Genomic DNA, 24,648 nt, shown 5'->3' on the forward strand with positions numbered 1-24,648 from the left:
CATGAATCATTATTTGGTCGGGATCGATATCGGCACCTCGGGCTGCAAGGCCGCGCTTTTTACGCCGGGCGGCGAGGTTCTGTACCAGGGGACGAAAGCGTATCCAACGCTTTATCCGAGCCCGGGTTACGCGGAGCAGAATCCGGAGGAGTGGTGGCGGGCCGCGTGTCAGCTCCTGCGCGACATGCTCCGGCAAACGGGCGCCGATCCGCGCAAAATCAGGGGGGTCGGGGTGAGCGGCCAAAGCGGCGCGGCCATCCTGCTCGGCGAACACGGCCGGCCGCTGCGGAACGCAATCATTTGGCTTGACCGGAGAACGGCGAGGCAGTGCGAGGAGCTGGTAACAGCGATCGGCAGGGAGCGGCTGTTCTCCGTGAGCGGCAATCCGGTATCGCCGTCCTACATAACGGGCAAAATCCGCTGGATCCGCGAAAACGAGCCGGACATTTATAAGCGGACGCGGAAGCTGCTGCAGAGCAACGGCTATATTGTCTATAAGCTGACCGGCGAATTCTCGCAGGACGTTTCGCAGGGGAACGGCCTGCATGCGTTCGATATCGGGAAAGCCGGCTGGGATTATCCGCTCGCGGAGCAGCTCGGCATTCCGGGCGATTGGCTTCCCCGCGTCTTCGGCTGCAGCGACATCGCAGGCGCGGTCACGACGATGGCCGCCGCGGAAACCGGGCTTGTTCCCGGGACGCCGGTCGTGGCCGGCGGACTCGATGCCGCCTGCGCGACGCTCGGCGCCGGGGCGATCGGCGCCGGACAGGTGCAGGAGCAGGGCGGACAGGCCGGGGGCATGAGCATCGTCATGGACCGGCCCGTCAAGCACGAGCAGCTTATTCTGAGCTGTCATGCCGTCAAGGACAAATGGATTTTACAGGGCGGCACCGTAGGCGGGGGCAGTCTGAATTGGATGCGGAGAGAGCTGGCCGGCGCGGACGACGGCGATTTTTTCCGGCTGGCGAACGAGGAGGCGTCACGCATCCGGCCCGGCAGCGGCGGGCTCGTTTTTCTGCCGTATATGGCCGGCGAGCGCTCGCCGATTTGGGATCCGGCCGCCAAAGGCGTTTTTCTCGGGCTGACGTACGAAACGACCAGAGCGCATATGATCCGGGCCGTCATGGAGGGGTGCGCGCTCGCGCTGAAGCACAATCTCCGTACGGCGGAGCAAAGCGGCGTGCCGGTTCATGAGCTGTACAGCGTCGGCGGCGCGGCCAACAGCGGGCTGTGGACCCAGATTAAAGCGGATATAACGGGCAAAACGTTCCGCATTCCGTCCTCCGATTCCGCCTCGGCGCTCGGCGCCGCCATGCTGGCGGGCGTCGGCACCGGCATTTACGCCGATTTCCGCGAAGCGGTGCACAGAACGGTCCGCCTGCAGCGGGAGTTCCATCCCGAATCGGCGCATGCCGGCGTGTACGAGCAGGTGTACGGCGTTTATCTGGAAACGTATGCACGATTAAAAGAACTTTTTCCACGAACAGGCTGGTGATGGCAGTGATGAAAGCCGCAGTGCTTTACGCGCAAAACGATATCCGGGTGGAATCCGTCGAGATGCCCGTTCCGAAGGCGCATGAAATTGTAGTCAACGTCAAAGCGACCGGCATTTGCGGCTCCGATTTGCCGCGGGTGCTCGGAACCGCCGCGCACCATTACCCGATCGTGCTCGGCCACGAATTTTCCGGAGTGGTCGCGCAGGTCGGCGAAGGCGTGTCGAAATGGAAAATCGGCGATCGGGTGGCCGGCGTCCCGCTTAAGCCCTGCTTCCGGTGTCTGGACTGCCTGGGCGGAAATTTCGCGCAGTGCAAGCATTACTCGTTTATCGGCTCGAGGGAGAACGGCAGCTGGGCGGAATATGTGGTCCTCCCCGAAACGAACGCGATCGCGGTGGACGACGCCGTCAGCTTCGAGGAGGCGGCTTTCGTCGAGCCGTCGGCGGTAGCGCTGCACGCGCTGCAGCTGATCCGTTTCCAGGGCGGCGGGCATGTCGCCATTCTCGGCGGGGGCAACATCGGCCTGCTTGCGCTTCAATGGGCGAGACTGCTGGGCGCCAGGGACGTGACCGTCTTCGATATCGACCCCGCGCGGCTGGAAACGGCCAAGGCGCTCGGCGCGGATTTTACGATTCTGGCGACGGATCCGCATGCGGAGGACGAATGGAAAAGCGTCACGGGCGGCCGGGGGTTCGACGTCGTGCTGGAGACGGCCGGATCGGACGCGACGATGCGGCAGAGCTTCGAGCTGGCCGCCGCCAAGGCGAGCGTCTGCTTTATCGGGACGCCGGTCCGCGATCTGACGTTTTCCCATCGGCAGTTCGAGCTGCTGAACCGGAAGGAATTTACGCTGACGGGTTCGTGGATGTCGTACAGCGCGCCGTTTCCCGGCCGCGAGTGGGACCTGACGATGGACGGGCTGCGGCAGGGCCGGCTGAACTTCAAGGCGCTGATTGACAGGAAGCTCCCGCTGGACCGCATTCAAGAAGCGTTCGAGCGGTACCGGACACCAGGTGCCGTCAAAGGGAAAATCATGCTGATCGTATAGCGGAGAGGAACGTTTCGCCATGGAAGAAAGGCGCGAGCGCAAAATGCGCCGGTTGGAGAGGCACCGGTTTATCGTCGATTATTTGACAACGAACAAATCTGCCGACGTCTCCTTTCTGAGCGAAAAGCTGAACGTTTCGGAGGTGACCGTCCGAAAGGACCTGCGGCAGCTGGAGCTGGACGGGCTGCTGCAGCGCAGCCACGGCGGCGCGGTGCTGAACGAGCGCTTGTTTGCCGAGCCCTCCTTCATGGAGAAGGAGGACCGGCTGACCGGGGAGAAAACGGCGATCGCGGCTGAAGCGGCGGGCTTGATCGAGGACGGCATGACCGTCGCCTTGTCCTCGGGAACGACGGTCGGCAGACTCGCCCGCATGATTAAAGACCGGACGTCGCTCACCGTTGTAACGAATGCCATGAACGTGGCGAGCGAGCTGACCGGGGCGGCGGGCGTGCAGGTGTATTTGACGGGCGGCTATATCCGCCCGCACACGTTCGCGCTGGTCGGCGAAACCGCCGAAAATGCGCTTGAAGGCGTGTATACGGACTATATTTTTTTCGGCACCAACGGTCTCAGCTTTGAGCATGGGTTGACGACGCCGAGCATGGAAGAGGCCCGGGTCGTGCGAAAGCTGATCGATCACGCGAAGCACGTCGTGCTGCTCGTCGACCACAGCAAATTCAATCATACGGCTTTTTACCGGATAGCGGCCGTGGACCGGGTTCACACGGTCATAACGGACCGGGAAGCGCCGGCGGAGGAAGTCGCCAGACTGGAGGCGGGCGGCATCCGGGTGATCGTCGTGTAAACGCGCAGGGCCGTCTGGCGTTGACGGACGGCGAATAATCGGCTACGATGGAAACTATAAATACGGTAAAAGTTTCTTCGTTGTTTAAGACGGGGTTTACGGTGCGGGAGGATTGGATGGAAGAAACGAATCGCTTGCGAATCGTACGTGCGGCGCAGGAGCTGTTTTATATCCGGGGGTACAAGAGCGTCACGATCAGCGGCCTGGCCGACAAGCTGGGCATGAGCAAAAAGACGATTTACCAGTATTTTTCGGGAAAAGAAGAAATCGCGGCCGCCGTTATCGAGGACACCTTGTCCCGAATCGATGCGGCCATTCGGCTGTCGGAGTACGAATCCGAGCAGCCGCTGCAGGCTTTGCGGCACGCGCTCGAGCAGGTCAAAAAGCAGATTGCCGGCCTTAGTCCATTGTTTCTCGAGGATGTGCAGAAGCTGCTGCCCGGGCTGTGGCAGCGGATCGAGCAGTTCCGCGCCGGGAAAATCGGGTTTATCGAGCGGCTGCTGCAGCGCGCGCAGGAAGCGGGGCTGGCGAAGGACATCTCGCCTCGGCTGGCGATGGTTATTTTTCTCGAGGCAACGCAGGCGCTGGTCAAACCGGATGCGCTTGCACGCCACGGCTTTCCGATGACGGACGTGCTGGATGCGCTCGTCGATATTTTCTGCACGGGCGTTATGCAGCCGGAAGGTGCCGAAACGAATGCCGGCTTCGCCGGCCGATAGGCGGAAGAAGCATGATTTAAGAAATCTTTTATTTTTACCGCGCATTCTTTTTAAACCGATTTCCTTAATCTTAAAGGGAACAACGGTTTAGGAGGAAGCGGAAATGAAAAAATGGGGCTACGGCCTGATGATTCTCGCGCTGCTCGGCTACGGGGCCGCCCATGTCAAGCTGCAGGCGGACGGCGCGGCAACGCCGGACACCGTGGTGAAGGAAGGCGCTCGGAACGCTCCCGCCGCGGATGTGCGGACGCTGCACGTCTCAAGGGACCAGGTTTATAAAGGCGCTTTATTATTGGTCAACAAGGACCACCCCGTACCGGAGCACGATGAAGACGCCGGGGCGGCCGTTCTCTTGTACCGGCATCCGGAGCTTCTGAAGGGCTTTACGCTGCTGGATCATTCGGTTCGGCTGTCGCCGGGGCTGGCGGAGCGGTTTTCGGTCATGGCAGAGGCGGCGGCAAAGGACGGGGTCGATCATTTTATGATCAGCAGCGGCTACCGGGACAAGTCCAAGCAGGATCAGCTTTACCGGCAGATGGGCGCCGAAAAAGCGATGCCTGCGGGCTACAGCGAGCATAATCTCGGTCTTTCGCTGGACATCGGGTCCACGCTCGGGGAAATGAGCCATGCCCCGGAAGGGCAGTGGCTGAAGCAGAACGCCTGGAAATACGGCTTCATCCTGCGTTACCCGGAGGATAAATCGGCGATCACGGGCATTCAGTACGAGCCGTGGCATTTTCGCTACGTCGGCCTGCCGCACAGTGCGATCATGCAGCAGCACGGTTTTGTCCTGGAGCAGTATTTGGACTACCTGAAAGAGGTCCATACGCTGACGGTGTCGGTCGAAGGTCAATCCTACACCGTATCGTACGCTGCTGTCGGCTCCGGCACGACCGTTCAGGTGCCTGCGGACGGGCAGTACGAAATATCCGGCGACAATATGGACGGCGTCATTGTGACGGTCCGTTCTTGAAACCGGAAAAGGAGTGAACCGGAACGTGAAGAAGAAGCTCGTCGAGGCGGCCGTTCAGGCGCTGTTCGCTCTGTACCTGTACGTGCTCGTCAAAATCATTTTATTCAAGTTCGCGCCGGTCGATTTGGCGTTTCTGCGGGAGCGGCTCCGGCGGAATATGGAATCGCCCGGCTGGATCGCCGGCCGCCTCGAGCAGGGCAATTTCGTTCCTTTCCGGGAAATCTCCAGGTCGTATCACGCCATGTCGGAGCACGGGCTTGTCAACCTGTATGGGAACATCGCGATATTTATTCCGCTGGGGCTGTTCCTGGGGCGGATGCCGGCAGGCAAAATGACGGCTGCAGGCGCGCTGCTGAGCGCTCTTGGCGTCAGTCTCGGCCTGGAATGCGCGCAGGCGCTCCTTTCGATCGGCAGCTTCGACGTGGACGATTTGATTCTGAATACCGGCGGCGGGCTGCTCGGTTTTATCGCCTGGCGGATTTCGGTTAAAATAAATGGAACGAACGCAATGATTCAGGGAGCAGGGCGAAGAAAATGAAGCCGATTACGATACTGATTGCCGACGACGAAGCGGAAATCGCCGATCTGATTGCACTGCATCTGGAACGGGAAGGCTACAACTGCCTCAAAGCATGCGACGGCTTGGAAGCGCGGACCGCGATTCAGACGCAGTCCGTCGATTTGGCCATTCTCGATATTATGATGCCCAAGCTGGATGGCTATGAGGTCACGCGGCAAATCCGGGAGCAGCATTATCTGCTGCCGATCATATTTTTAAGCGCCAAGACGTCCGATCTCGACAAAATCGAAGGGCTGCTGCGAGGGGCGGACGATTATATGACCAAGCCGTTTAATCCGATGGAGCTGGTCGCCCGCGTGAACGCCCAGCTGCGGCGGTCGCTGCAGTTCAACCAGCCTCCGCAGGCCGGGAAGCCCGTTCTGGAGGCGGGAGGACTGGTCATTCATCCCGACGAGCGGTCCGTATTTCGATACGGCAAGCCGGTTCCGCTGACGCCGAAGGAGTTCGATATTTTGTACCTGCTGGCGAGCTATCCCAAAAAGGTGTTCAGTCCGGAAAACATTTTCGAGCAGGTGTGGGGCGAAGCCTATTACGAAGGCACCAACACGGTTATGGTCCATATCCGCACGCTGCGCAAAAAGCTCGAAGACGACCGGCACAAAAACGCGCTGATCAAAACCGTCTGGGGCGTGGGGTACAGCTTCAATGGCTGAGACGCTGCGCAGCTTCCGTTTCCGGATGGTCCTGTATTTCGCGCTGAGCATGCTATGTTCCGCTGTGGTTACCTATGCGCTTTACCGGCTGCTGCAGCTTTATTACCATACGACTAAACAAGAGAGCCCGCTGGCGAAGGTGCGGTATTTCATTCGGGATATCGGGGACCTGAACTTTTTCCTCATTGTCTTCATTCCGCTCTCGGTGCTGTTTTTCTTCCTGTTCACCCGCCGGTACGTCGCTTATTTTCGCGCCATTTCGGCAGGCATTAACCGGCTGGCCGGGGGAGATTTTCACCATCAGGTTTCGATTCCGTCCGGAGACGAATTCGGGGATATCGCCAGAGACATCAATCTGGCCGGAGCGAAATTGAGGCAGGCGCTGGAGCGGGGGGATTTCGCCGAAAACAGCAAGGAGCGTCTGGTGCTTAATTTGGCCCACGATTTGCGCACGCCGCTCACCTCCGTCCTGGGTTATTTGGATTTCATCCTTCAGAACGACAAGCTGTCCGCCGGGCAGATCAATCATTATGCGGGAATCGCATACGCGAAATCGCAGCGGCTGGAGCGGCTGATCGACGAGCTGTTCGAAATTACGCGCATGAACTACGGACAGGCGCCGATTGAGAGGCGGGAAATCGATTTGAGCGGTCTGCTTCATCAATTGAACGAGGAATTGGTCCCGCTGTTCGAAAAGCGGCATGTCGAGACCCGGCTCGATCTCGCTCCGCATGCAGTGGTGCAGGGCGAAGGAGAACTGCTCGCCCGCGTGTTCGAAAATTTGCTGACCAACGCCGCCCGCTATGGAAAGGACGGCAAATTTATCGATATCGTCTGCACCCTTGAAGAGGAGACGGTCGTCGTGCAGGTGATCAATTACGGCGACAGCATTTCCCCGGAAGAGCTGCCGCATATTTTCGATATGTTCTACACCGGCGACAAGGCGCGCGCTCATCGCGACGACAGTACGGGGCTCGGCCTGTTTATCGCCAAAAATATCGTCACGCAGCATGAGGGCACGATCACGGCGGACAGCAGCGTCATCCGCACCGTGTTCGAGGTTCGGCTGCCGCGCGGCGAAAAAAGACCGGAGCGAAACGAAAATTAATTATTTACCGAACGGTCTCAATATGGTATGATCATCGGTGAAAGGAGGCGACGGAGGCGTGGCCAGAACGAAGGAATTTGACGAGGATACGGTGCTGCTAAAGGCCATGCGGTTATTTTGGCAGCGCGGCTATGAGAAAACTTCCATGCAGGAGCTCGTTTCGCATATGGGCGTGCACAAGCGGAGCATGTATGACACCTTCGGCGACAAGCGCACGTTATATATGAAGGCGTTGAACCGGTACAACGACTTTATCGGACAACGGCTCCGGCATAAATTGGACAATGCCCGTTCGTCCGAAGAGGCGATCCGGCTGTTATTCGAATTCGTGATCCGGGAGGAGGACGAAGATCCGAAAGGCTGCCTGATCGTCAATACAGCCGTCGAGCTGTCGCTGCTTGACCCGGAATGCAAAGCTTGGGTGAACGAGAAACAGGAATGGTTGGAGCGTACAATTCGCGAGCTGATCGAAGCGGGGCAGCAAACGGGCGAATTTTCAAAGACGCTTGACGCCGGAGCGCTGGCCGCCTATTTTCATAATGCGCTTACGGGACTGCGCGTCATGGCGAAAACGACGGATGACAAAGAGAAGCTGCACCGCGTGATCGAGACGACGATGTCCGTTTTGAAAGTCTAATTTTTTTTAGAATTATGAGACCGTTCGTTCTCGAATGGAAGCATCAATAGGAGCACAGGATAAACGAATTCGAGAGGAGCATGTAAAATGGGTCAATTATCGGGAAAAACGGCATGGATTACCGGAGGCGGCAGCGGGATCGGACTGGCGGCAGCCAAATTGTTCGCGGCGGAAGGAGCGAATGTCGCCGTTACCGGCCGCAATATGGATAAGCTGAACGCGGCAGTAGAGGAAATCGGTGCAAACGCGATTGCGATTCAGGCGGATACGACCGATCCTTCGAGCCTCGAAATAGCCGCAGCGGAGATAGCCGGCAAATTCGGCAAGCTGGATGTCGTATTCGCAAATGCGGGCATACCCGGTCAGACGCTTCTGGGAAGCACGGAGATTTCCGCCTTTCAGGACATTCTGAACGTGAACATAACCGGTGTTTTTTTCACCGTTCAGGCAGCTTTACTCTACTTAAGCGACGGGGCGTCGATCATTCTGAATGGCTCGGTGCTTGCGAAAGCGGGCGGCCCGGGCTGGGCCGCATATGCGGCGAGCAAGGGGGCGGTCAGCAGCATGGCCCGGGTGTTCGTATCCGAGCTTGCGCCGCGCGGCATTCGCGTGAATACGGTCATACCCGGTGCGACGCGGACGCCGATCTGGGGCCAGCCTGAAAGGCTGGAGCAGATTGAAGCCGGTCTCGCAAGCGGAATTCCGCTTGGCCGTCTGGGCGAGCCGGAATATGTGGCCAATACCGCCTTATTTCTGGCTTCGGACGCTTCGTCGTACATCACGGGCGCCGAAATCAACATCGACGGCGGCATGATTTCTTCACCGCTCGGCGCTCCGATTTACCGCCAAAGATAAGGCTGGTTATTGCCTCGAGCCTGTTAGGGAAGACCCTCCGGAATCGGATTCCGGGGGTTTTTCGGCGTTTCCGCCGGTGGACGGCTCGAGACCTGCCTGTACCAAACGGCGATTTCAGTCAAAAAAAGGCTTTGAATCAAAACTTATGTTAATAAAACTTACATATAAATGACTTCAAATGATGTAATACGACGAAATTAAACAAAAAACCATATTGTATTTCTGGAATTTTGATGATATAAGTAAATTGACGTAAAGTAATATAACACATTTGTGGCAATGTGCAGGCCCGAACGCTCTTGATTCTCGGAATGATTTTATCCTCCCTAGAGAAAGGAAGATGCCCCAAATGGCTACATTAAGGGACTCCATGATCGAACTGGACCCCATTTTCGGCGTTGTCGGCGACGAAGAGAAGGTCAGCGCGTACGTGAAGGAAGAACTGGCCGGCATGTATGATGAATACGAGGCCGATGCGCTCGGAAATCAATATTTTGTTCAAAACGGAACGAACCCCAGGGTCAAGCTGATGCTTGCGGCCCATATGGACGAAATCGGCTTCGTCGTGCATCATATCGACGACAAAGGGTTCATTTATTTTATTCCGGTCGGCGGTCATGACAGCCGGGTTGTCATTAACCAGGTACTCGCAATCAATACGTCGAAAGGATTGGTCAAAGGGGTTACGGGAAGCAGACCCGCTCATATCGTAAGTGCGGAGGAACAAAAAAAGGGGATTCCGATCCAGGAGCTTCATCTGGACGCCGGCACTTCGAACAAGGCGGAGACGCTGGAGCTTGGCGTGAGGGTCGGCGATTATATCACGTTTGAACGCAAGGGGGAATATTTGAACGGAGGCAAGGTGTTTACCGGAAAAGCGGTCGACAACCGTGCCGGCTGCGCCGTGCTGATCGAAGTGATGAAGCGGCTGAAAACGAAAGCGGTCGCCCCGACGGTATACGGCGTATTCACCGTTCAGGAGGAAGTGGGTCTCCGCGGCGCGCAGCCTGCGGGATTCCGCGTTCAACCGGACGTCGCCCTGGCGATCGACGTCACGCTTGCGGGAGGAACGCCGGGCATTCAGGACCGCGAGCTGCCGGTCGAATTCGGTGCGGGCGCGGCGATCAAATGCTACGACAGCGGCCTTGCCGTTCCCAAAAAGCTGACGAACCGGCTCGTGGAAACGGCCGAAAAGTACGCAATTCCCTACCAAAGGGAAGTGCTGGCAAAGGGCACGACGGACGGACACGCCATCGCCTTAAGCGGAAGCGGCGTATTGACCGGCTGCATTTCCATCCCCTCCCGCTATATTCATTCCGCAATCGGATGCGTTCATCTGGACGACCTGGAGCACTGCGTTCAGCTCATCGTCAAATTTATCGAAGATTTCACGGAAAAAATATAGCGCAGGAAGCCTGCGGAAAAAAGGAGTGATTGAGATGCCAATCGCGCTCGTCACCGGGTTCGAGCCCTTCGGAGGCGAACCGGTCAATCCGTCGTCGGAAGCGGTAAAGCGGCTGGCCGGCAAATCGTTTGGCGAGACGGAGGTATTCGTCGTTACGCTGCCGACCGTATTCGGCCAATCGGTCCGGGTGCTGAAGGAAGCGATGGACGAAATCCGGCCGGATATCGTCATCTGCGTCGGACAGGCGGGAGGACGTCCCGATATTACGGTCGAGCGGGTCGCCATTAATGTCGACGACGCCGTGATTCCGGACAATGACGGCAACGAACCCGTCGATGTCCCCATCGTCGCGGACGGACCGGCCGCATATTGGTCGTCGCTGCCGATCAAGGCCATCGTCAAGAACATGAGAGAGGCCGGAATTCCGGCATCCGTCTCGCAAACGGCCGGCACCTACGTATGCAATCACTTGTTTTACGGGCTCGCGCATCTGATCGCCACCGAATTTCCGGGCGTCCGCGGCGGCTTCATTCATATCCCGTTCCTGCCTGAGCAGGCCGCCCGCCGCGGCGGTTCCCCCAGCATGAGCCTGGACGCCATCGTGCGCTCGCTCGAAATCGCGGTACAAACGACGGCCGTGCATAAGCGGGACATCGTCGCCGCAGGCGGAGACATTCATTAACAACGTGTTCATTACAGTTTGAATAGGGGCGGATCAGGATGAAAAAGAAAAAAACGAAGCTTTTTTCGGCGGCATTAGCCGTTCTGTTGGCGGCAGCGGTAACCGGATGCTCGGGAGGGAATGAGCCGGCCGCCGGAGCCGGATCCGGAGCGGCGTCCGGTTCCGGCTCCGGGGCCAAGAAGGATGAGCTTGTCGTTGCGATCCCGTCGGATCCGGGCGGTACGTGGGACCCCATCGATACCTTCACCGTACCGTGGGCAACGGTCGCCTCCAACATTTTTGACGGGCTCGTCGAGCGGGGCGAGGACCTGAAGCTGGAGCCGGGGCTTGCCGAGTCGTGGACCTACAAGGACCCGAAGACGCTCGAGTTCAAGCTTCGCCAAGGGGTAACGTTCCAGGACGGAGAGCCCTTCAATGCCGAGGCCGTCAAATTTACGTTCGACCGGCTGCTTGGACCCGACGGGGAGAAAAGCCCGCAGCGCTCCAACTACGATTCGATCGACAAGGTGGAGGTTGTGGACGACCATACGGTCGTATTTAAGCTGAAGGCGGTCGACCCCGTGTTGATCACCAAGCTGGCCGGTTACGGCGCGATGATCGTGCCCCCGAAATATTATAAGGAAGTCGGGGACGAGCAGTTCAACGTCAAGCCGATCGGAACGGGGCCGTTCAAGGTGACCGATTACGTCAAGGACGATCACGTCACGCTTGAAGCCTACCCGGAGTACTGGGGAGGGGCGCCGAAATTGAAAAAAATCACATATCGTTATATTCCGGAAGCGACCACGCGCATCGCCGAGCTCCAGACCGGCGCGGTCGATATCGCTTCCTCCATCCCGCCGAGCCAGGCGTCAACGATCGAGTCCGATCCGAATCTGACGATACAGAAGGCCGGCAGCCCGACCGTAAGTCTGATCCGTTTCGATGTATCCCAAAAGCCGCTCGATAACGTCAAAGTTCGCCAAGCCATCAACTATGCCATCAATAAGCAGGAAATTATCGATACGATTTTGAACGGGTTCGCAAAACCGATCTCTTCCCTGCAGGGCGATATCTCTTTCGGGAACAATCCGGATCTGAAGCCGTATCCATTCGACGTCGACAAAGCCAAGCAGCTGCTGCAGGAAGCCGGCGTACAGCCCGGGACGAAGCTGACGTTCTCGATCGACGGCTCCGATGCGGTATTCAAGGAAGTGGCGCAGGCTGTCGCAACCTACCTGTCCGACGTGGGCCTGACAGTGGAAATCAAGCCCCAGGATACACAGACCATGTATAACGATTTAATCCCGAAAGCGGCCGCCGGCAGCATGTACCAGTTCGGTTGGGGAGGATGGACGCTCGATTTCGACAATACGGCGTACCTTCTGTACAAGAAGGGCCAATTTTGGAATCCCAGCTACAGCAATCCGGAAGTGGACAAGCTGCTGGATGCCGAGCGGTCCTCCGTCGTGCAGGACGACCGAAAAAAAATCTTTTTCCAATTGACGCAGCTGCTGAAGGACGAGGCGGTTGACGTTCCGCTTTATCAGACCATGACCGTATGGGGCGTCAACAAGAAGGTTGCGGGTTTTGTCACGCCTCCCGACGAGCGTCTTCGCTTGAAGGATGTCAGCTTCCAGTAAGACCGAAAGGCCGGCGGCTCTCCATCGGCTTTATCGATTAGGGGTGTGCAGATCGATGATGAAATTTCTCGTTCGACGTTTGGTTCATACGCTCATCGTCCTTTTCGGCATTTCGCTCATCGTGTTCTTTTGCATTCGTCTGACCGGCGACCCGGCAGCCGCGATGTTTCAGGGCACCGGACAGCCCACGAAGGAGGCGCTTGACCAGATCCGCCATGCGCTGGGCTTGGACAAGCCGCTGTGGGAGCAGTATGCGACATTCATCGGAAATATGCTCAGCGGCAATATGGGGCATTCGTTCCGCAACAACGAGCCGGTTTTCAGCCTGATCGCGGAACGCATGGGCGCTACCGTTTCACTTGCCGCGGGCGGAGTTGCCGTGGCGCTTCTGATTGCATTTCCGGTCGGGATTCTGTCTGCGGTGAAGCGGGGCGGGCTTATGGATATGTTCGGACGCATATTCTCGCTCGCGGGCATTTCGTTTCCGAACTTTTGGCTGGCCATTATGTTCATTCTCGTTTTTGCGGTTCATCTGCACTGGCTCCCCGCATCCGGATATAACGGGCCGAAGTATTTGATCTTGCCCTCGCTGTCGCTGGGGCTTATATTGGCGGGCGTGCTGGCCCGCCTGATTCGCTCCAGCATGCTCGACGTGCTTCACCAGCACTATATCCGGACCGCTAAAGCCAAAGGCGTTGCGGAATGGGCGATCATTATCCGCCACGCGCTCCGGAACGCGCTCATTCCGACGATTACCTTTCTGGGGCTGCAGCTGGGCGCACTGCTGGGGGGAGTCGTCATTTTGGAGCAGGTCTTTTCATGGCCCGGCGTCGGCCGTCTCGTGCTCGATGCGATCAACGACCGCGATTATCCGGTCGTGCAGGGCTCCGTCATGTTCCTCTCGTTCCTTTTGATGCTCGTCAATCTGCTGGTGGATATCAGCTACGGGTTCATCGATCCGCGCATTAAACTCGGGAGGGGACGCACATGAAAACGGAGGCTCGGCTATCGCTCGTTCAATCGGAAAAGGAGGAACGAGTCAAGCCCGAAACGAAAGAATGGCGGCGAATCTTATCGCGATTTGTACGCAATCCCGGAGCGCTCATCGGAGGCATTTTGGTACTGCTTACCGTGATCTGCGCCGTGGCGTCTCCGCTGCTGGCTCCGTTCGATCCGCTCAAAGGCGGTTTGTCCGAACGGCTGGCGCCTCCATCCTTCGGCGGCGGCGGGCACTGGCTCGGCGCCGATGCGGTCGGGCGCGACCTGCTCAGCAGAATCATTTACGGCGCGCGGATCTCGCTGTTTGTCGGTATTGCGTCCGTTGCCATATCGACGGTAATCGGCGTCGCAGTCGGCCTTGTGTCCGGCTATTTCGGCGGATGGATCGACGACCTGCTCATGCGGATCGGCGATATCAAGCTGGCCTTTCCCTTTATTCTGCTGGCTATCCTGGTCATGGCCGTGTTCGGCACGGGAATCGGCAAATTGATATTCATCCTCGGCATTACCGGCTGGGTCGGCTTCGCCCGCGTCGTGCGCGGGCAGGTGCTGACCATTAAAGAGCTGGAATATGTGCAGGCCGCCCGTTCCGTCGGAGGGACGCACCTGCGCATTCTGCGAAAGCATATTTTGCCGAATGTCATGTCGCCCGTCATCGTGCTGATTACGCTTAATATCGCGACCAACATTTTGCTGGAAGCGGGACTTACCTTTTTGGGGCTTGGCGTCGATCCCGTCATTCCCTCGTGGGGAGGCATGCTTTCGGACGGCCGGATGTACGTCACGACGGCGTGGTGGGTCGCCACGTTTCCGGGAATCGCGATCATGCTGACCGTCCTGGGGTTTAACCTGCTCGGCGACTGGCTCCGCGACGAGCTGGATCCTAATTTGAAGGTGTGACGGGGATGGAAAATCTTCGCAGTATATGGAGCATAAAAGGCTGGCTCGAAGACCGGAACGGCGACGACGTTCCCGACGATGCAAAGGTGCGGTTCGTGCTCGGCCGCGGCAGCGCTTCGCCGATCAGGCGCGGCTTGGTGGAGCTGGCGGGCCGCCTCGGCTTGGAGACGACCGGTTTGACGCTGCCGCTCATCCGGTGGGACGACGAAGCGGAACTGCTGGAGCCGTGCCAAGTATTTATCGGCACCCGGCATAAAGGCTTTTGCAGCGCGGTCATTCCGGATTGGCATGCCTGGCAGGATAAGCGGGACGCGCTGGGGGAAGGGCAAGGACTGATCGCAGTAGTGAAGCTTCAAAACGGCGAAAACGCGACGATCGTAACCGGCAAAGATCAGGAAGGCGTATACAACGCATGCCTGTATCTCGCTTCCTTTGCAGATGAGGAGTCGGCTGGAGGCGGTGATGATCCGGAAGGAGAATGGATCGTTGATGCGCCCGCAGCACGGGAGGCCGATACAAGCGAGACTTATTTGATGGATACAATCGGCGGCAAGCCTGCGTGGGGCGGCTCAATCGGACTCGAGTCGCTTTTCACGGAGGAAGGATTGTTCAAGCGCTGTGAGGATGACCTATCCAATGTGCTTCGGCTCTGCTTTCGGTCCGCGGAGTGGGGAGACGGCGAATCTGCGGCAGCCGCCGATTTGACCGCCCGGATCGCGCTGGAAGCGACGGGACTTCATTTTCCGCTTACAAAGGAATCGGCGGACGGGCAAGGAAACGAATGGCTTGCGATCGATCTGCAGGAGTCGGATTCGCCGGCGTGCGTCCGTTTGGAGCGGCCCGGCGGAAAACTGCGGCTGGTTGTCGAAGGAACGAACATGACGGACACGGTCCAATGGATCGTAAGTCAGCTGTTCGGATCCAACGACCGGCCGCTGGAGCGGACGTGGCGGCAGGCGGCGGCTTTGCTTCGCAATCCAACGCATCCGATGCGCGAGCGGCTTCTTCACGAAATCGCGCTGGAACGAAAGCTTCGGGAATCCGGCGGCGCGAAGGCCGATATTGCGCTCGCGGAACGTTTCGCCCATCCGATCGGACTTTGGCGGAAAATGGTTGACCGAACCGGAGCGGAAGCCGAAATCCAGATCGTGCCGGAGGAACCGGCGTTCATCATGCAGTGGGATGATGCAGGGGAATTCGCGAGGGTAACGGAGCAATTCGCCGGAGTACTCCCTTCCGTCAAGGCCGGCGGCAAGCTTCGCGTGGAAGCCGGCGTAACCTTAAGTCCGGCTTCTCGTGAAAGGCTGTCGGAGGAGCTTCGAAGACTGGCGGCGGAACAGGGCATTACAGCGGAACCGTGCATTCGCAGCGCATGGAAACAAGGTTATTCGTGGATCGAGCAGGAAGTGCTTCCCCTGGTGAAGGCAAATCCCGTCCGTTCCGTTGAAATCCGATTCCGTTCATTCGAAGCGCCTGACGAAAGAAATAGCCTTGAACTAAAGATCCGCTGGCTTCAAGAGCTGTATCCGATCGACGAGGTAATCGGCAGCGAGCTCGGGATCGGCGCAGAACAAGTCGCGTTCGTTATGGATGACCGTCTCTCATGTACGTATAGAGTGATTGTCCGGGATCGCGAAGGGGAAGAAATCCAAGCCTTCGAATTCGAAGCGAAGGCCGGAGAACGGTTATTCCTTCCGGGAATGGAGGAGGAGGGCCGGGTATATCCGCCTGCCGGTTGGCTGCGGATAACGGCCGGTGAGGAGGTTCTATGCGATCGTGCCTTGGATACCGACCCGGAACGGTTTTGGGACTGGTATCAGGGTCCTGTCCTCAGACGGTTGACCGAATGGGTGGAGGGAAAAGGCAGGATCGACGCCCAGCTGTTCGGAAAACTGGACTGCCGGATACGAATGGATACGGAAGAGCGGATCCTGGGGGTCCGGGAGGAAACGTTCTCGGTGCTGGAAGCGCTGCATGAGGACATTTATTTTAACACGCTGGATTATATGAGCGCATTTGGAAAACGAACGGGAAGGGACTGGGAGGCGCCGGGCCAAATTCTGCCCTGGCTGGAATCGGTTTGCGGGGCGGCGCCGGCCGCAAGCGTCGAGGTGTACGATCTTCCGCAGCTGTCCGGGCGGGTCCGCTTGAACGGCCAAGCGGTTGAACCGGCTCCGTGCCCGGCGGATCTGCGGATCGCCGGCATTTTTTTGGCTGGCGATGAAGTTCGTTTTCTTCTCGAAGGGGATCGGCCGGACCTCGCGGAGCTGGAGAAGTGGCTGGGGAGCCTATATCTTTCGGAACGGGGCGAATCGCCGTCCGGAAAATTGCCGGGGGCGGCCGAAATCCCGATGGACCGTGTCATTGACGACCGGGCGCTGCAGTATTTTTATGCGAACATACCGCAATCGCCCGGCGTGTCGGTTCAGCCTCTCGAGGCGTCGTATCAGGGAAGAGAGATTTCCGTCGTGGAAGTGACGCTCCCCGCCGAATCCGGCATCGTATCCAGCCGGAAGCTTTCGCTTTGGAAGCCGACGATTTTCATTAACGCCCGGCATCATGCCAACGAAGTGTCCAGCACAAACGCCGCGCTCAAGCTTATCGGCGATTTGGCCGGGGACGAAAGCTCTCTGCTTAAGCGTTGCAGCATCGTCTTCAGTCCGATGGCGAACCCGGACGGCGTCGCCGCGCATTACGCCATGTTCCGGACAAACCCGCGGTGGAAGCTGCATGCAGCCCGGTATAACGCCGCCGGATTCGAATTTGCGAGACACCGTTTTCGCGATGACACGCCGTACGGCGAAAGCCGGATTTACGGAAAAGTGTGGAAGCGTTGGGCTCCCGACGTGATCATCGACGACCACGGCGTTCCTTCGCACGAGTGGGTACAGCCGTTCAGCGGCTACAACAGCCCGCCCCGGTTTCCCGTCTCGTACTGGCTGCCGAATGCCTTGATCTATACCATCGTCCTGACGCTGGACGATACGCATTATCCGCTTCACGCCGGCATCCGGGAATCGGTTCTGAGCATGCTTGCCGGAAGCATGAAGGCAATCGACGGCATCCGGAGCGGTAACGAATATTGGCTCGAGCGCAACCGGAAATGGGGAAACCGGTGGCTGCCGGAACGATTTCCGCTCGAAATCGAGGACGGTCTGATCACATACAGGCTGAAGGGCAGCCCGGGCCCGGACAGCTGCAATCCGGGCGAACGGTACTCGTCTCTCGTCAGTCTCGACCTCATTACGGAGGCGGCAGACGAGACGGCGGACGGCGCATACTTGGAAGAGTGCGCCCGCGCGCACTACGAGCTGGATCTAGCGGTCGTTCGGTGGCTTGCCGCTTTTCGCCAGCCGGTACACCGGAAGCGGACGGCGGCCGGATCCGGCACGGTCGTAAGCTTGAGCCGTCCGCGGCCAATACAAATGTGACCCATGGAGGTGAGCGGGATGGCCCGAATCTTGGAGGTCACTCAGCTGACGACCAGCTTTAAAAAGGATAACGGACGCTACCCCGTCGTGGACGGGCTTCACCTGCATGTCGAAGAGGGAGAAACCTTGGGCATTGTCGGCGAGTCCGGCTGCGGCAAGAGCGTCACGTCGCTTTCGATTATGAGGCTCGTCGCCCCTCCCGGACAAATCGGGCGGGAAAGCCAAATTTTGTTTAAAGGCACGGATTTGAACCGGCTATCGGAGCGTGAAATGCGCGGCATTCGCGGTAATGAGATGGCGATGATTTTCCAGGAACCGATGACCTCCCTGAATCCGGTTCATACGATCGGCATGCAAATCGGGGAAGCGCTGAAGATCCACCTGAGGCTGGGTCGGGCGGAAGCGCGAAGGCGGGCGGTCGACTTGCTGACCCAGGTTGGGATTCCGCGGGCGGAGCAGGTGGCCGATGCTTATCCGCACCATTTGTCCGGCGGTATGAGACAGCGCGTCATGATTGCCATCGCTATGTCCTGCTCGCCCAAGCTGCTCATTGCGGACGAACCGACCACTGCGCTGGATGTCACGATTCAGGCGCAAATTCTCGATTTAATGAAACGGCTCCAGGCGGAAACCCGCATGTCCGTCCTCATGATTACCCATGATCTCGGGGTCGTTGCCGAAACTTGCGACCGGATCATGGTCATGTATGCGGGAAAGGTGGTGGAAGAAGGGCCGGTCCGGTCCATCTTCGATCAGCCTTCGCATCCTTATACGAAGGGGCTTCTGGCATCCGTGCCCGCATTGGACGCCAGGAAGCAGCGCTTGTACTCGATTCCGGGCAGCGTCCCCGGCTTTCACGAAATGCCGGCGGGCTGCCGGTTCGCGCCGCGCTGCGCGGAGGCGATCGACATTTGCCGGATAAAGGAGCCGGAATTGGAGATGATCGGGACGAAGCATTCGTGCCGCTGCTTTGTTGCTCAGGAGGGGGGCGTGCCGGCATGAGCGGAACGCATCTGCTGAAGGTATCGGGTTTAACGAAGCATTTTCCCGGAGAAAGCGATCTGTTCGGCCGGCCGACCGGGTACGTCAGAGCTGTCGACGGCGTCGATTTCGCCGTTCGATCCGGCAGCACGCTCGGCATTGTCGGGGAAAGCGGGTGCGGCAAATCGACGACCGGCCGGGCGATCCTGCGGCTCATCGAACCGACCTCCGGAGAAATCGAATTCGACGGCATCCATTTGACGAAGCTTTCGAGCAAGGACATGCGCAGGATGAGACGGCACATGGCGATCGTCTTCCAAGACCCGTTCGCCTCGCTCAATCCGAGAATGACGATCCGGGAAACGCTGGCCGAGCCGCTTGAGATTTTCAACGTCGGTACGCCCAAGGAACGCATGAAGCAGATCGAAGAGCTGCTCGAAATCGTCGGGATGAACCGAAGCCACCTGAAACGGTACCCGCACGAATTCAGCGGCGGGCAGCGGCAGCGGATCGGCATCGCCCGCGCGCTCGCCACGAAGCCGAAGCTTGTCGTGGCGGATGAGCCCGTGTCCGCGCTGGACGTATCCATCCAATCTCAGGTGCTGAACCTGATGCAGGAGCTGCAGCGGTCGTTCGGGCTGACCTATCTGTTCATCTCGCACGACCTGAGCGTAGTGCGTCATATTAGCGACCGGGTCGGAGTGATGTATTTGGGACGGATGATGGAGCTTGCCGACAAGGACGATTTGTACGAGGAGCCGCTGCATCCCTACACGCAGGCGCTGCTGTCGGCCGTGCCGAGGCAGCACCCCGACCAGGTGCGGGAACGGATCATTTTGCAGGGCGATCTGCCGAGCCCGGCGAGCCCTCCTTCTGGCTGCGCTTTTCATCCGCGCTGCAGGGAATGCATGGATATTTGCAGGACGCAGGTCCCGGAATGGAAGGAAGCGAAGCCGAACCATTTTACGGCCTGTCATTTATATGCGTAACGAATAAGAGCCTCCGGCTTCAGGAAAAAGGCTGTTCCCTTCAATTCGGGGATCAGCCTATTTGCGAGCGGCATCGCGCCGCTATGGAAAAAGGCGGTTCGCGGCGGCGCGCAGCTTGTGCGCGTCTGCCGGCGAACCGCCTTTTTATATAAACGAAAGAAATAAATGCTATTTCAGCCGCAGCAGCATCGTCCACAGGTCAGGCGTCTCGTAACCGAGCTTCCATACCGCAACTCCTGCCCAATCGTATTTCTTGATAAGGTCGATGCGCGCCTTCACCGTTTCCGGCGTTTCCGCCCAGAAGACGTGCGTATGGCCATCCTCGGCGTAGGTGTATTTCTTCTGCTTGGATTTCGGATCGTAGACGACGTCGGCCTGCTCCCGGGCGATTACCTCCGGCACGTCCGACATCGCGATCGCCCGGCTGGCAATCGGCTTACCCGCTGCGTCCAGCGTGAAGTCCCGGACGTAAAAAGGAATGCCGAGCATCAGCTTGTTTCGCGGTACCCCGTAAGCGATATAATTTTTGATGCCCTGCTCGGCCCAGGGCAGCTCGCTCACCGACCCGGCTTCGTCGCTGCCGCTCCAGTGCTGGTCGTAAGCCATCACAACGACGCGGTCGACGATCCCGCCCAGAATCCGCTGATCGTATGCGGTGAATTTGTCCCAGCTGACGTCTCCGCGCGGAAGATCGATCGACACCGTCAATCCGCGCTTATGCGCCGCTTCGGTAAAATTGCGGACAAACGCCGTATAGCGCCCGCGGTCTCCTCCGGCCATCAATTCGAAATCGAGATTGACGCCGTCCACGCCCAGCTCCGACAGCCGCTCCATAAGCGAGCCGATAAACCGGCTCTGCCCTTCCGGATTGCGGAGAAACGCGCTGGTCAGCTTCGCATCGAACTGGTTGTGCACAAGCGGAATCACCTTCGTTCCGGTGCCCTTCATCCGCTCGACCAGCTCGGGATCCGAGTAATCGTTCAGCGCTCCGTCCGCCGAGCCCAGCTCGAACCAGGTCGGCACATCGGCGTCCAGCCCCTGGGCCGCCCCGGCCTGCGTCAGGATCGACTGCGTCCTGCCCGTCCCGTTCCAGCCCCAGTAAAGCAGCTTGTCTGCATTGCTCCACAGCCTCCGGCCGTCCGCCGTCACAACCGCGGCACCGGCGTAGCGAGCGGCGTAATCGACCGCGGCCTTGCGCGTATGGAACGAACGAATCGGCTTATCGTTCTGCAGTACCGTCAAATACGGGACGTTCGTCCACCACTCGCGGCCGCCGCTTTCGATCGAAGCGCCGGGCAGCGTTTTGGCCAGCGCCAGCGCGCCGGCAAGGCCGTAAAACGAATGCACCGGCCTCCCGTACTGGAGGACGCGAAAAGCAGGGACGTTCGAATAGACGTCGAGGCCCGTTGCCGAATTGCGCACCGTGCTCCCCGGCACTTTCGCCGCAGCGCGCATGGCATCCAGCAGGAAGGCATAGTCGGGTGCGCCGGCGGTGCCGTTTGCGTCGATTGCGTAGACGGGCGTCCGCTCCCGCTTCAGCCGCTTCTGCTCATCCGACAGGTTGTCCCAAATCCACTGGTTCGACGACAGCTCGATAATATGTACGTTGCTGTACGCTTTCGCCGTTTTTTTGGCATCGGCAAGCGCGGCGAAGCTCCACTCCGGCAGCGTTTTGTCGCCCTGGTACAGCCGGTACTTCGGATAGGAAGCCGAAATCCAGCCGGGCTGCTGCAAATCGCGGATTTGCGCAAAGGGCAGCTTGGCCGCGAACGCTTTCGCATCCGCGAGCGTGCGGAATTCCCTCTGCGGCGTCGTGAAGCCGTTCTCGTAAACCTTATAACGCGGGAAATCGTCCCAGATCCACTGCCGGGTTGCGATTTTTTCGACATGGCTGTACGCGAACGTTTTGGCATAGGAGACGGCGCCGGATTCGGATGCGAACTCCTTCAAAACGTTGTCGTTCTGGTAGACGCGAAATTTCGTCGCTCCTCCGGATTCCGCGTCTGCGGCCTTCGCAGCCGAAGCGCCGGGCCCGGTTTGAACGGCCAGCAGGACGGCTGCCAGAACGGTCCATTTCGCAAAACGTATGAAAATCCACTCCTCTCGGACGATACTTCATTAGACGCTGCGAGGAGGCGCCCGGTTGCGAACGAATCGACAATTACCGACATTTACCTGCCGCATACCGGCGGGCTGAGAGCGCGATCGCCTGACACGATTTTACAAATTCCTTAACCTTGGAATTAATATAAATCTGTCTTATGTTTAATGGACGCATTTACGGCCATAAATAATTATAAGATTCTATTATATATCATACCGAAGACGAGAAGTAAACCGCCGATATGGGAACGATATGGGAGGGATCGGGAGGAATAAGGAGGATCGGCCGGGTCACCCCCCCTCTGCCAAGGTGAGCCAAAAATAAGCTAAATTATCGCACAATTCTGGAAATGACCACCAACCCGATTCATGATAGCCTTTAAAGTGTTCAAAAAACGGAAAGGGTGTGGAAGTGCGTGAAGAAAGGTTGGGTGACCGCCGTACTGGCGCTGCTGCTTCTGTTTGCAACGGCTTGCGGCAACGCAGCCGACCCGGGTGCGGCAACAACGAATGGAGGGGGCAATTCCGGCAGCGGCGGAAATTCCGGCGGCGATGCCGCGAGCGGCGTGCTGGCGGAAGCGAAGGAAAAAGGCTATATTACGGTCGGCTTCGCCAATGAGAAGCCTTATGCGTATAAGGATGCGAACGGCGAGCTGACCGGAGAAGCGGTCGAAATCGCCCGCACGATTTTAAAGCGGCTCGGCATCAACGAGATGCGCGGCGAGCTGACGGAGTTTTCCTCGCTGATCGCGGGGCTGCAGGCGAAGCGGTTCGACTTGATTACGGCCGGGATGTTCATCAATCCCGAGCGCTGCCAGGCCGTCCTTTTCGCCAATCCGGAATACAGCATCGGCGAAGGGATTGCGGTCAAGAAAGGAAATCCGCTGAAGCTGACGAGCTACAAGTCGATCGCGGATAACAGCAAAGCGAAGGTCGCCGTCATGGCGGGCGCGGTGGAAATCCAGTATTTGAAAGCGTCCGGTATTCCGGACAGCCAAATGGTCGTCGTGCCCGATCAGGATGCGGCGCTGAGCGCACTGCAGTCGGGGCGGGCTGACGCGATGACGATGACCGGACCGGCGCTGCAGTCGCGGCTGGACACGGCAGGCGACGCGAACCTCGAGCGGGTGCAAAATTTCGAACAGCCGACAGTGGACGGCAAAAGCGTGCGCGGCTACGGCGCGACGGCTTTCCGGCAGGACGATACGGCCTTTCAGCAGGCTTTCAACGCCGAGCTGGATAAAATGAAGCAAAGCGGCGAGCTGCTGGACATTTTGAAAAAATTCGGCTTTACGGAGCAGGAGCTTCCGGGCGACGCGACATCCGCACAGCTCTGCCAGGCGGGATAAGATGGAACCGACCTGGTTCAAGCTGTATCCGCTGCTGCTCGAGGGCACCAAAATTACGGCGCAGGTGGCCGGCTTATCGGCCGTCCTGACGCTGATCATCTCCGCGGCGGCCGGCTTGTGCCGCGTATCGGGCTTTGCGCCGGTGCGCGCCGCAGCCAAAGTTTACGTCGATTTCTTCCGCTCGTCGTCTCTGCTCGTGCTGCTGTTCTGGATTTATTTCGCGCTGCCGTTTGCCGGCATCGAGCTGCCGAAGCTGGCGGCCGCGGTGCTGGCAATCAGCCTCAACTGCGGGGCGTACGGCGCCGAAATCGTGCGCAGCTCGATTCTGGCCGTGCCGAAAGGGCAATACGAAGCGGCGGTGGCGCTCAATTTAAACCCGACGCAGACGATGTGGAGGGTGATCTTCCCGCAGGCGTTTCTCCGCATGCTGCCGCCGCTCGGCAATTTGCTCATCGAGCTGCTCAAATCGACATCGCTCATCTACTTCATCACGATGTCGGATTTGACGTACGAGGCGATGATTCTGCGCAACAATTACTATTCCTGGACGCCGCAAATCTTTTTGCTGCTGCTGGTCATTTATTTCATTCTGGCTGCGATCGTAACGACAATCGTCCGTTTGCTCGAACGCCGGTTCGCGGCATGGAGGTGATCGTCTGATGTGGAGCTGGGATTATGTAATCTCCATCCTGCCCGATTTGCTGCGCGCCTTCCGCGTCACGATCGCGGCGACCTTGGCCGGCTTTGCGGTCGCCGCCGTCTTCGGCCTGCTGCTCGCCGTCCTGGGACGGTCGGGCTGGAAGCCGCTGCGGCTGGCGGTCCGCGCCTTTGTCGAATTCGTTCGCAGTACGCCGCTGCTCGTGCAGGTTTTCTTTCTCTATTACAGCGTGCCGATGCTGACCGGTTTATCGCTGCCGGCCTTCGCTACGGGCGTCATCGGGCTCGGCATCCATTACAGCACGTATATGTCGGAGGTGTACCGTTCGGGCATCGACGGCGTGCCGAAGGGCCAATGGGAGGCGGCGTCGGCGCTCAATTTGACCAAAACGCGGACGTGGCTGTCGGTCATTCTGCCGCAGGCGATACCGCCGGTCATTCCGGTCATGGGCAATTATTTGATCGTCATTTTCAAGGAAACGCCGATACTTTCCGCCATAACGCTGGTCGAGATGCTGCTGACGGCCAAAAATACCGCTTCGGTTACGTACCGCGTCTTCGAGCCGTACACGATGGTCGGCGTTATTTTCCTCGTCATCAGCTATGCAATGTCGCTTGTCGTCATGCGGTTCGAGAAACGTCTCAGGAGGTGATGC

Annotated in this window: 22 protein-coding genes; 21 read left to right on the forward strand and 1 reads right to left on the reverse strand. The window is 58.6% G+C overall.

What is annotated here, in order from left to right; genetic code table 11:
* Nucleotide 1 precedes the first annotated feature (1 nt).
* The 18 genes from xylB to PD282_RS10420 all read left to right on the forward strand — a co-directional run bounded on the left by xylB (nucleotide 2) and on the right by PD282_RS10420 (nucleotide 19,883).
* On the forward strand, nucleotides 2–1,495 hold the full coding sequence (gene xylB, locus PD282_RS10335; RefSeq protein ID WP_274650600.1) for a xylulokinase: 1,494 nt from the start codon (nucleotides 2–4) through the stop codon (nucleotides 1,493–1,495).
* Between the two features lie 8 nt (nucleotides 1,496–1,503).
* Complete coding sequence (locus PD282_RS10340) at nucleotides 1,504–2,544, forward strand: galactitol-1-phosphate 5-dehydrogenase (RefSeq protein ID WP_274650601.1); 1,041 nt, start codon at nucleotides 1,504–1,506, stop codon at nucleotides 2,542–2,544.
* A gap of 19 nt (nucleotides 2,545–2,563) precedes the next feature.
* Nucleotides 2,564–3,349, forward strand: coding sequence for a DeoR/GlpR family DNA-binding transcription regulator (locus PD282_RS10345; protein ID WP_274650602.1), 786 nt, complete (start codon nucleotides 2,564–2,566; stop codon nucleotides 3,347–3,349).
* Nucleotides 3,350–3,465: 116 nt separating this feature from the next.
* The gene (locus PD282_RS10350; RefSeq protein ID WP_274650603.1) at nucleotides 3,466–4,068 is read left to right on the forward strand and encodes a TetR/AcrR family transcriptional regulator; all 603 of its coding nucleotides are present in this window, start codon (nucleotides 3,466–3,468) and stop codon (nucleotides 4,066–4,068) included.
* A 103-nt stretch (nucleotides 4,069–4,171) separates the two neighbouring features.
* Nucleotides 4,172–5,041 (forward strand): M15 family metallopeptidase, encoded by an 870-nt coding sequence (locus tag PD282_RS10355; RefSeq protein ID WP_274650604.1) that lies wholly within the window; start codon nucleotides 4,172–4,174, stop codon nucleotides 5,039–5,041.
* A gap of 25 nt (nucleotides 5,042–5,066) precedes the next feature.
* Nucleotides 5,067–5,579, forward strand: a complete 513-nt coding sequence (locus PD282_RS10360; protein ID WP_274650605.1) for a VanZ family protein — start codon at nucleotides 5,067–5,069, stop codon at nucleotides 5,577–5,579.
* On the forward strand, nucleotides 5,576–6,274 hold the full coding sequence (locus PD282_RS10365; RefSeq protein ID WP_274650606.1) for a response regulator transcription factor: 699 nt from the start codon (nucleotides 5,576–5,578) through the stop codon (nucleotides 6,272–6,274). Before PD282_RS10360 ends, PD282_RS10365 begins: the two co-directional genes overlap by 4 nt.
* Nucleotides 6,267–7,382: a sensor histidine kinase gene (locus tag PD282_RS10370; RefSeq protein ID WP_274650607.1), complete on the forward strand. Its 1,116-nt coding sequence runs from the start codon at nucleotides 6,267–6,269 to the stop codon at nucleotides 7,380–7,382. The genes PD282_RS10365 and PD282_RS10370 overlap by 8 nt, the downstream gene beginning before the upstream one ends.
* A 58-nt stretch (nucleotides 7,383–7,440) precedes the next feature.
* On the forward strand, nucleotides 7,441–8,019 hold the full coding sequence (locus tag PD282_RS10375; protein ID WP_274650608.1) for a TetR/AcrR family transcriptional regulator: 579 nt from the start codon (nucleotides 7,441–7,443) through the stop codon (nucleotides 8,017–8,019).
* Between the two features lie 87 nt (nucleotides 8,020–8,106).
* Entirely contained in the window at nucleotides 8,107–8,874 is a 768-nt protein-coding gene (locus PD282_RS10380; RefSeq protein WP_274650609.1) for an SDR family NAD(P)-dependent oxidoreductase, read from the forward strand.
* A gap of 349 nt (nucleotides 8,875–9,223) precedes the next feature.
* The gene (locus tag PD282_RS10385; protein ID WP_274650610.1) at nucleotides 9,224–10,279 is read left to right on the forward strand and encodes a M42 family metallopeptidase; all 1,056 of its coding nucleotides are present in this window, start codon (nucleotides 9,224–9,226) and stop codon (nucleotides 10,277–10,279) included.
* 34 nt (nucleotides 10,280–10,313) lie between these two features.
* Nucleotides 10,314–10,961: a pyroglutamyl-peptidase I gene (gene pcp / locus PD282_RS10390; RefSeq protein WP_274650611.1), complete on the forward strand. Its 648-nt coding sequence runs from the start codon at nucleotides 10,314–10,316 to the stop codon at nucleotides 10,959–10,961.
* A 38-nt stretch (nucleotides 10,962–10,999) separates the two neighbouring features.
* On the forward strand, nucleotides 11,000–12,583 hold the full coding sequence (locus PD282_RS10395; RefSeq protein ID WP_274650612.1) for an ABC transporter substrate-binding protein: 1,584 nt from the start codon (nucleotides 11,000–11,002) through the stop codon (nucleotides 12,581–12,583).
* A 55-nt stretch (nucleotides 12,584–12,638) separates the two neighbouring features.
* On the forward strand, nucleotides 12,639–13,574 hold the full coding sequence (gene nikB, locus PD282_RS10400; RefSeq protein WP_274650613.1) for a nickel ABC transporter permease: 936 nt from the start codon (nucleotides 12,639–12,641) through the stop codon (nucleotides 13,572–13,574).
* Nucleotides 13,571–14,482 carry an ABC transporter permease gene (locus PD282_RS10405; RefSeq protein ID WP_274650614.1) on the forward strand — a complete coding sequence of 304 codons (912 nt, stop codon included), beginning with the start codon at nucleotides 13,571–13,573 and terminating at the stop codon, nucleotides 14,480–14,482. Before nikB ends, PD282_RS10405 begins: the two co-directional genes overlap by 4 nt.
* Nucleotides 14,483–14,487: 5 nt before the next feature.
* Nucleotides 14,488–17,913: a M14 family metallopeptidase gene (locus tag PD282_RS10410; protein WP_274650615.1), complete on the forward strand. Its 3,426-nt coding sequence runs from the start codon at nucleotides 14,488–14,490 to the stop codon at nucleotides 17,911–17,913.
* An 18-nt stretch (nucleotides 17,914–17,931) separates the two neighbouring features.
* Nucleotides 17,932–18,915 (forward strand): ABC transporter ATP-binding protein, encoded by a 984-nt coding sequence (locus PD282_RS10415; RefSeq protein ID WP_274650616.1) that lies wholly within the window; start codon nucleotides 17,932–17,934, stop codon nucleotides 18,913–18,915.
* Entirely contained in the window at nucleotides 18,912–19,883 is a 972-nt protein-coding gene (locus tag PD282_RS10420) for an ABC transporter ATP-binding protein (RefSeq protein ID WP_274650617.1), read from the forward strand. The genes PD282_RS10415 and PD282_RS10420 overlap by 4 nt, the downstream gene beginning before the upstream one ends.
* Nucleotides 19,884–20,051: 168 nt before the next feature.
* Here the strand turns inward: PD282_RS10420 and PD282_RS10425 are convergent, their stop codons facing one another.
* Nucleotides 20,052–21,833 (reverse strand): glycosyl hydrolase family 18 protein, encoded by a 1,782-nt coding sequence (locus PD282_RS10425; protein ID WP_274650618.1) that lies wholly within the window; start codon nucleotides 21,831–21,833, stop codon nucleotides 20,052–20,054.
* 569 nt (nucleotides 21,834–22,402) lie between these two features.
* Between PD282_RS10425 and ehuB the strand changes: the two genes are divergently transcribed.
* The 3 genes from ehuB to ehuD are packed head-to-tail and all read left to right on the forward strand — an operon-like array spanning nucleotide 22,403 to nucleotide 24,645.
* Nucleotides 22,403–23,335, forward strand: a complete 933-nt coding sequence (ehuB, locus tag PD282_RS10430; protein WP_274650619.1) for an ectoine/hydroxyectoine ABC transporter substrate-binding protein EhuB — start codon at nucleotides 22,403–22,405, stop codon at nucleotides 23,333–23,335.
* A 1-nt stretch (nucleotide 23,336) separates the two neighbouring features.
* Complete coding sequence (ehuC, locus tag PD282_RS10435) at nucleotides 23,337–23,987, forward strand: ectoine/hydroxyectoine ABC transporter permease subunit EhuC (RefSeq protein ID WP_274650620.1); 651 nt, start codon at nucleotides 23,337–23,339, stop codon at nucleotides 23,985–23,987.
* A 7-nt stretch (nucleotides 23,988–23,994) separates the two neighbouring features.
* The gene (gene ehuD / locus PD282_RS10440; RefSeq protein ID WP_274650621.1) at nucleotides 23,995–24,645 is read left to right on the forward strand and encodes an ectoine/hydroxyectoine ABC transporter permease subunit EhuD; all 651 of its coding nucleotides are present in this window, start codon (nucleotides 23,995–23,997) and stop codon (nucleotides 24,643–24,645) included.
* The last annotated feature ends 3 nt before the right edge of the window (nucleotides 24,646–24,648 follow it).

This window comes from Paenibacillus humicola, from assembly GCF_028826105.1.
Lineage (GTDB): Bacteria > Bacillota > Bacilli > Paenibacillales > Paenibacillaceae > Paenibacillus_Z > Paenibacillus_Z humicola.

Coding starts and splice junctions, on each gene's coding strand:
- pcp (WP_274650611.1), top strand. CDS start 10,314: ATGCCAATCGCGCTCGTCACCGGGTTCGAGCCCTTCGGAGGCGAACCG.
- PD282_RS10340 (WP_274650601.1), top strand. CDS start 1,504: ATGAAAGCCGCAGTGCTTTACGCGCAAAACGATATCCGGGTGGAATCC.
- ehuD (WP_274650621.1), top strand. CDS start 23,995: ATGTGGAGCTGGGATTATGTAATCTCCATCCTGCCCGATTTGCTGCGC.
- PD282_RS10355 (WP_274650604.1), top strand. CDS start 4,172: ATGAAAAAATGGGGCTACGGCCTGATGATTCTCGCGCTGCTCGGCTAC.
- PD282_RS10370 (WP_274650607.1), top strand. CDS start 6,267: ATGGCTGAGACGCTGCGCAGCTTCCGTTTCCGGATGGTCCTGTATTTC.
- PD282_RS10385 (WP_274650610.1), top strand. CDS start 9,224: ATGGCTACATTAAGGGACTCCATGATCGAACTGGACCCCATTTTCGGC.
- PD282_RS10345 (WP_274650602.1), top strand. CDS start 2,564: ATGGAAGAAAGGCGCGAGCGCAAAATGCGCCGGTTGGAGAGGCACCGG.
- xylB (WP_274650600.1), top strand. CDS start 2: ATGAATCATTATTTGGTCGGGATCGATATCGGCACCTCGGGCTGCAAG.
- ehuC (WP_274650620.1), top strand. CDS start 23,337: ATGGAACCGACCTGGTTCAAGCTGTATCCGCTGCTGCTCGAGGGCACC.
- PD282_RS10420 (WP_274650617.1), top strand. CDS start 18,912: ATGAGCGGAACGCATCTGCTGAAGGTATCGGGTTTAACGAAGCATTTT.
- PD282_RS10395 (WP_274650612.1), top strand. CDS start 11,000: ATGAAAAAGAAAAAAACGAAGCTTTTTTCGGCGGCATTAGCCGTTCTG.
- PD282_RS10405 (WP_274650614.1), top strand. CDS start 13,571: ATGAAAACGGAGGCTCGGCTATCGCTCGTTCAATCGGAAAAGGAGGAA.
- PD282_RS10380 (WP_274650609.1), top strand. CDS start 8,107: ATGGGTCAATTATCGGGAAAAACGGCATGGATTACCGGAGGCGGCAGC.
- PD282_RS10415 (WP_274650616.1), top strand. CDS start 17,932: ATGGCCCGAATCTTGGAGGTCACTCAGCTGACGACCAGCTTTAAAAAG.
- PD282_RS10410 (WP_274650615.1), top strand. CDS start 14,488: ATGGAAAATCTTCGCAGTATATGGAGCATAAAAGGCTGGCTCGAAGAC.
- PD282_RS10350 (WP_274650603.1), top strand. CDS start 3,466: ATGGAAGAAACGAATCGCTTGCGAATCGTACGTGCGGCGCAGGAGCTG.
- nikB (WP_274650613.1), top strand. CDS start 12,639: ATGATGAAATTTCTCGTTCGACGTTTGGTTCATACGCTCATCGTCCTT.
- PD282_RS10365 (WP_274650606.1), top strand. CDS start 5,576: ATGAAGCCGATTACGATACTGATTGCCGACGACGAAGCGGAAATCGCC.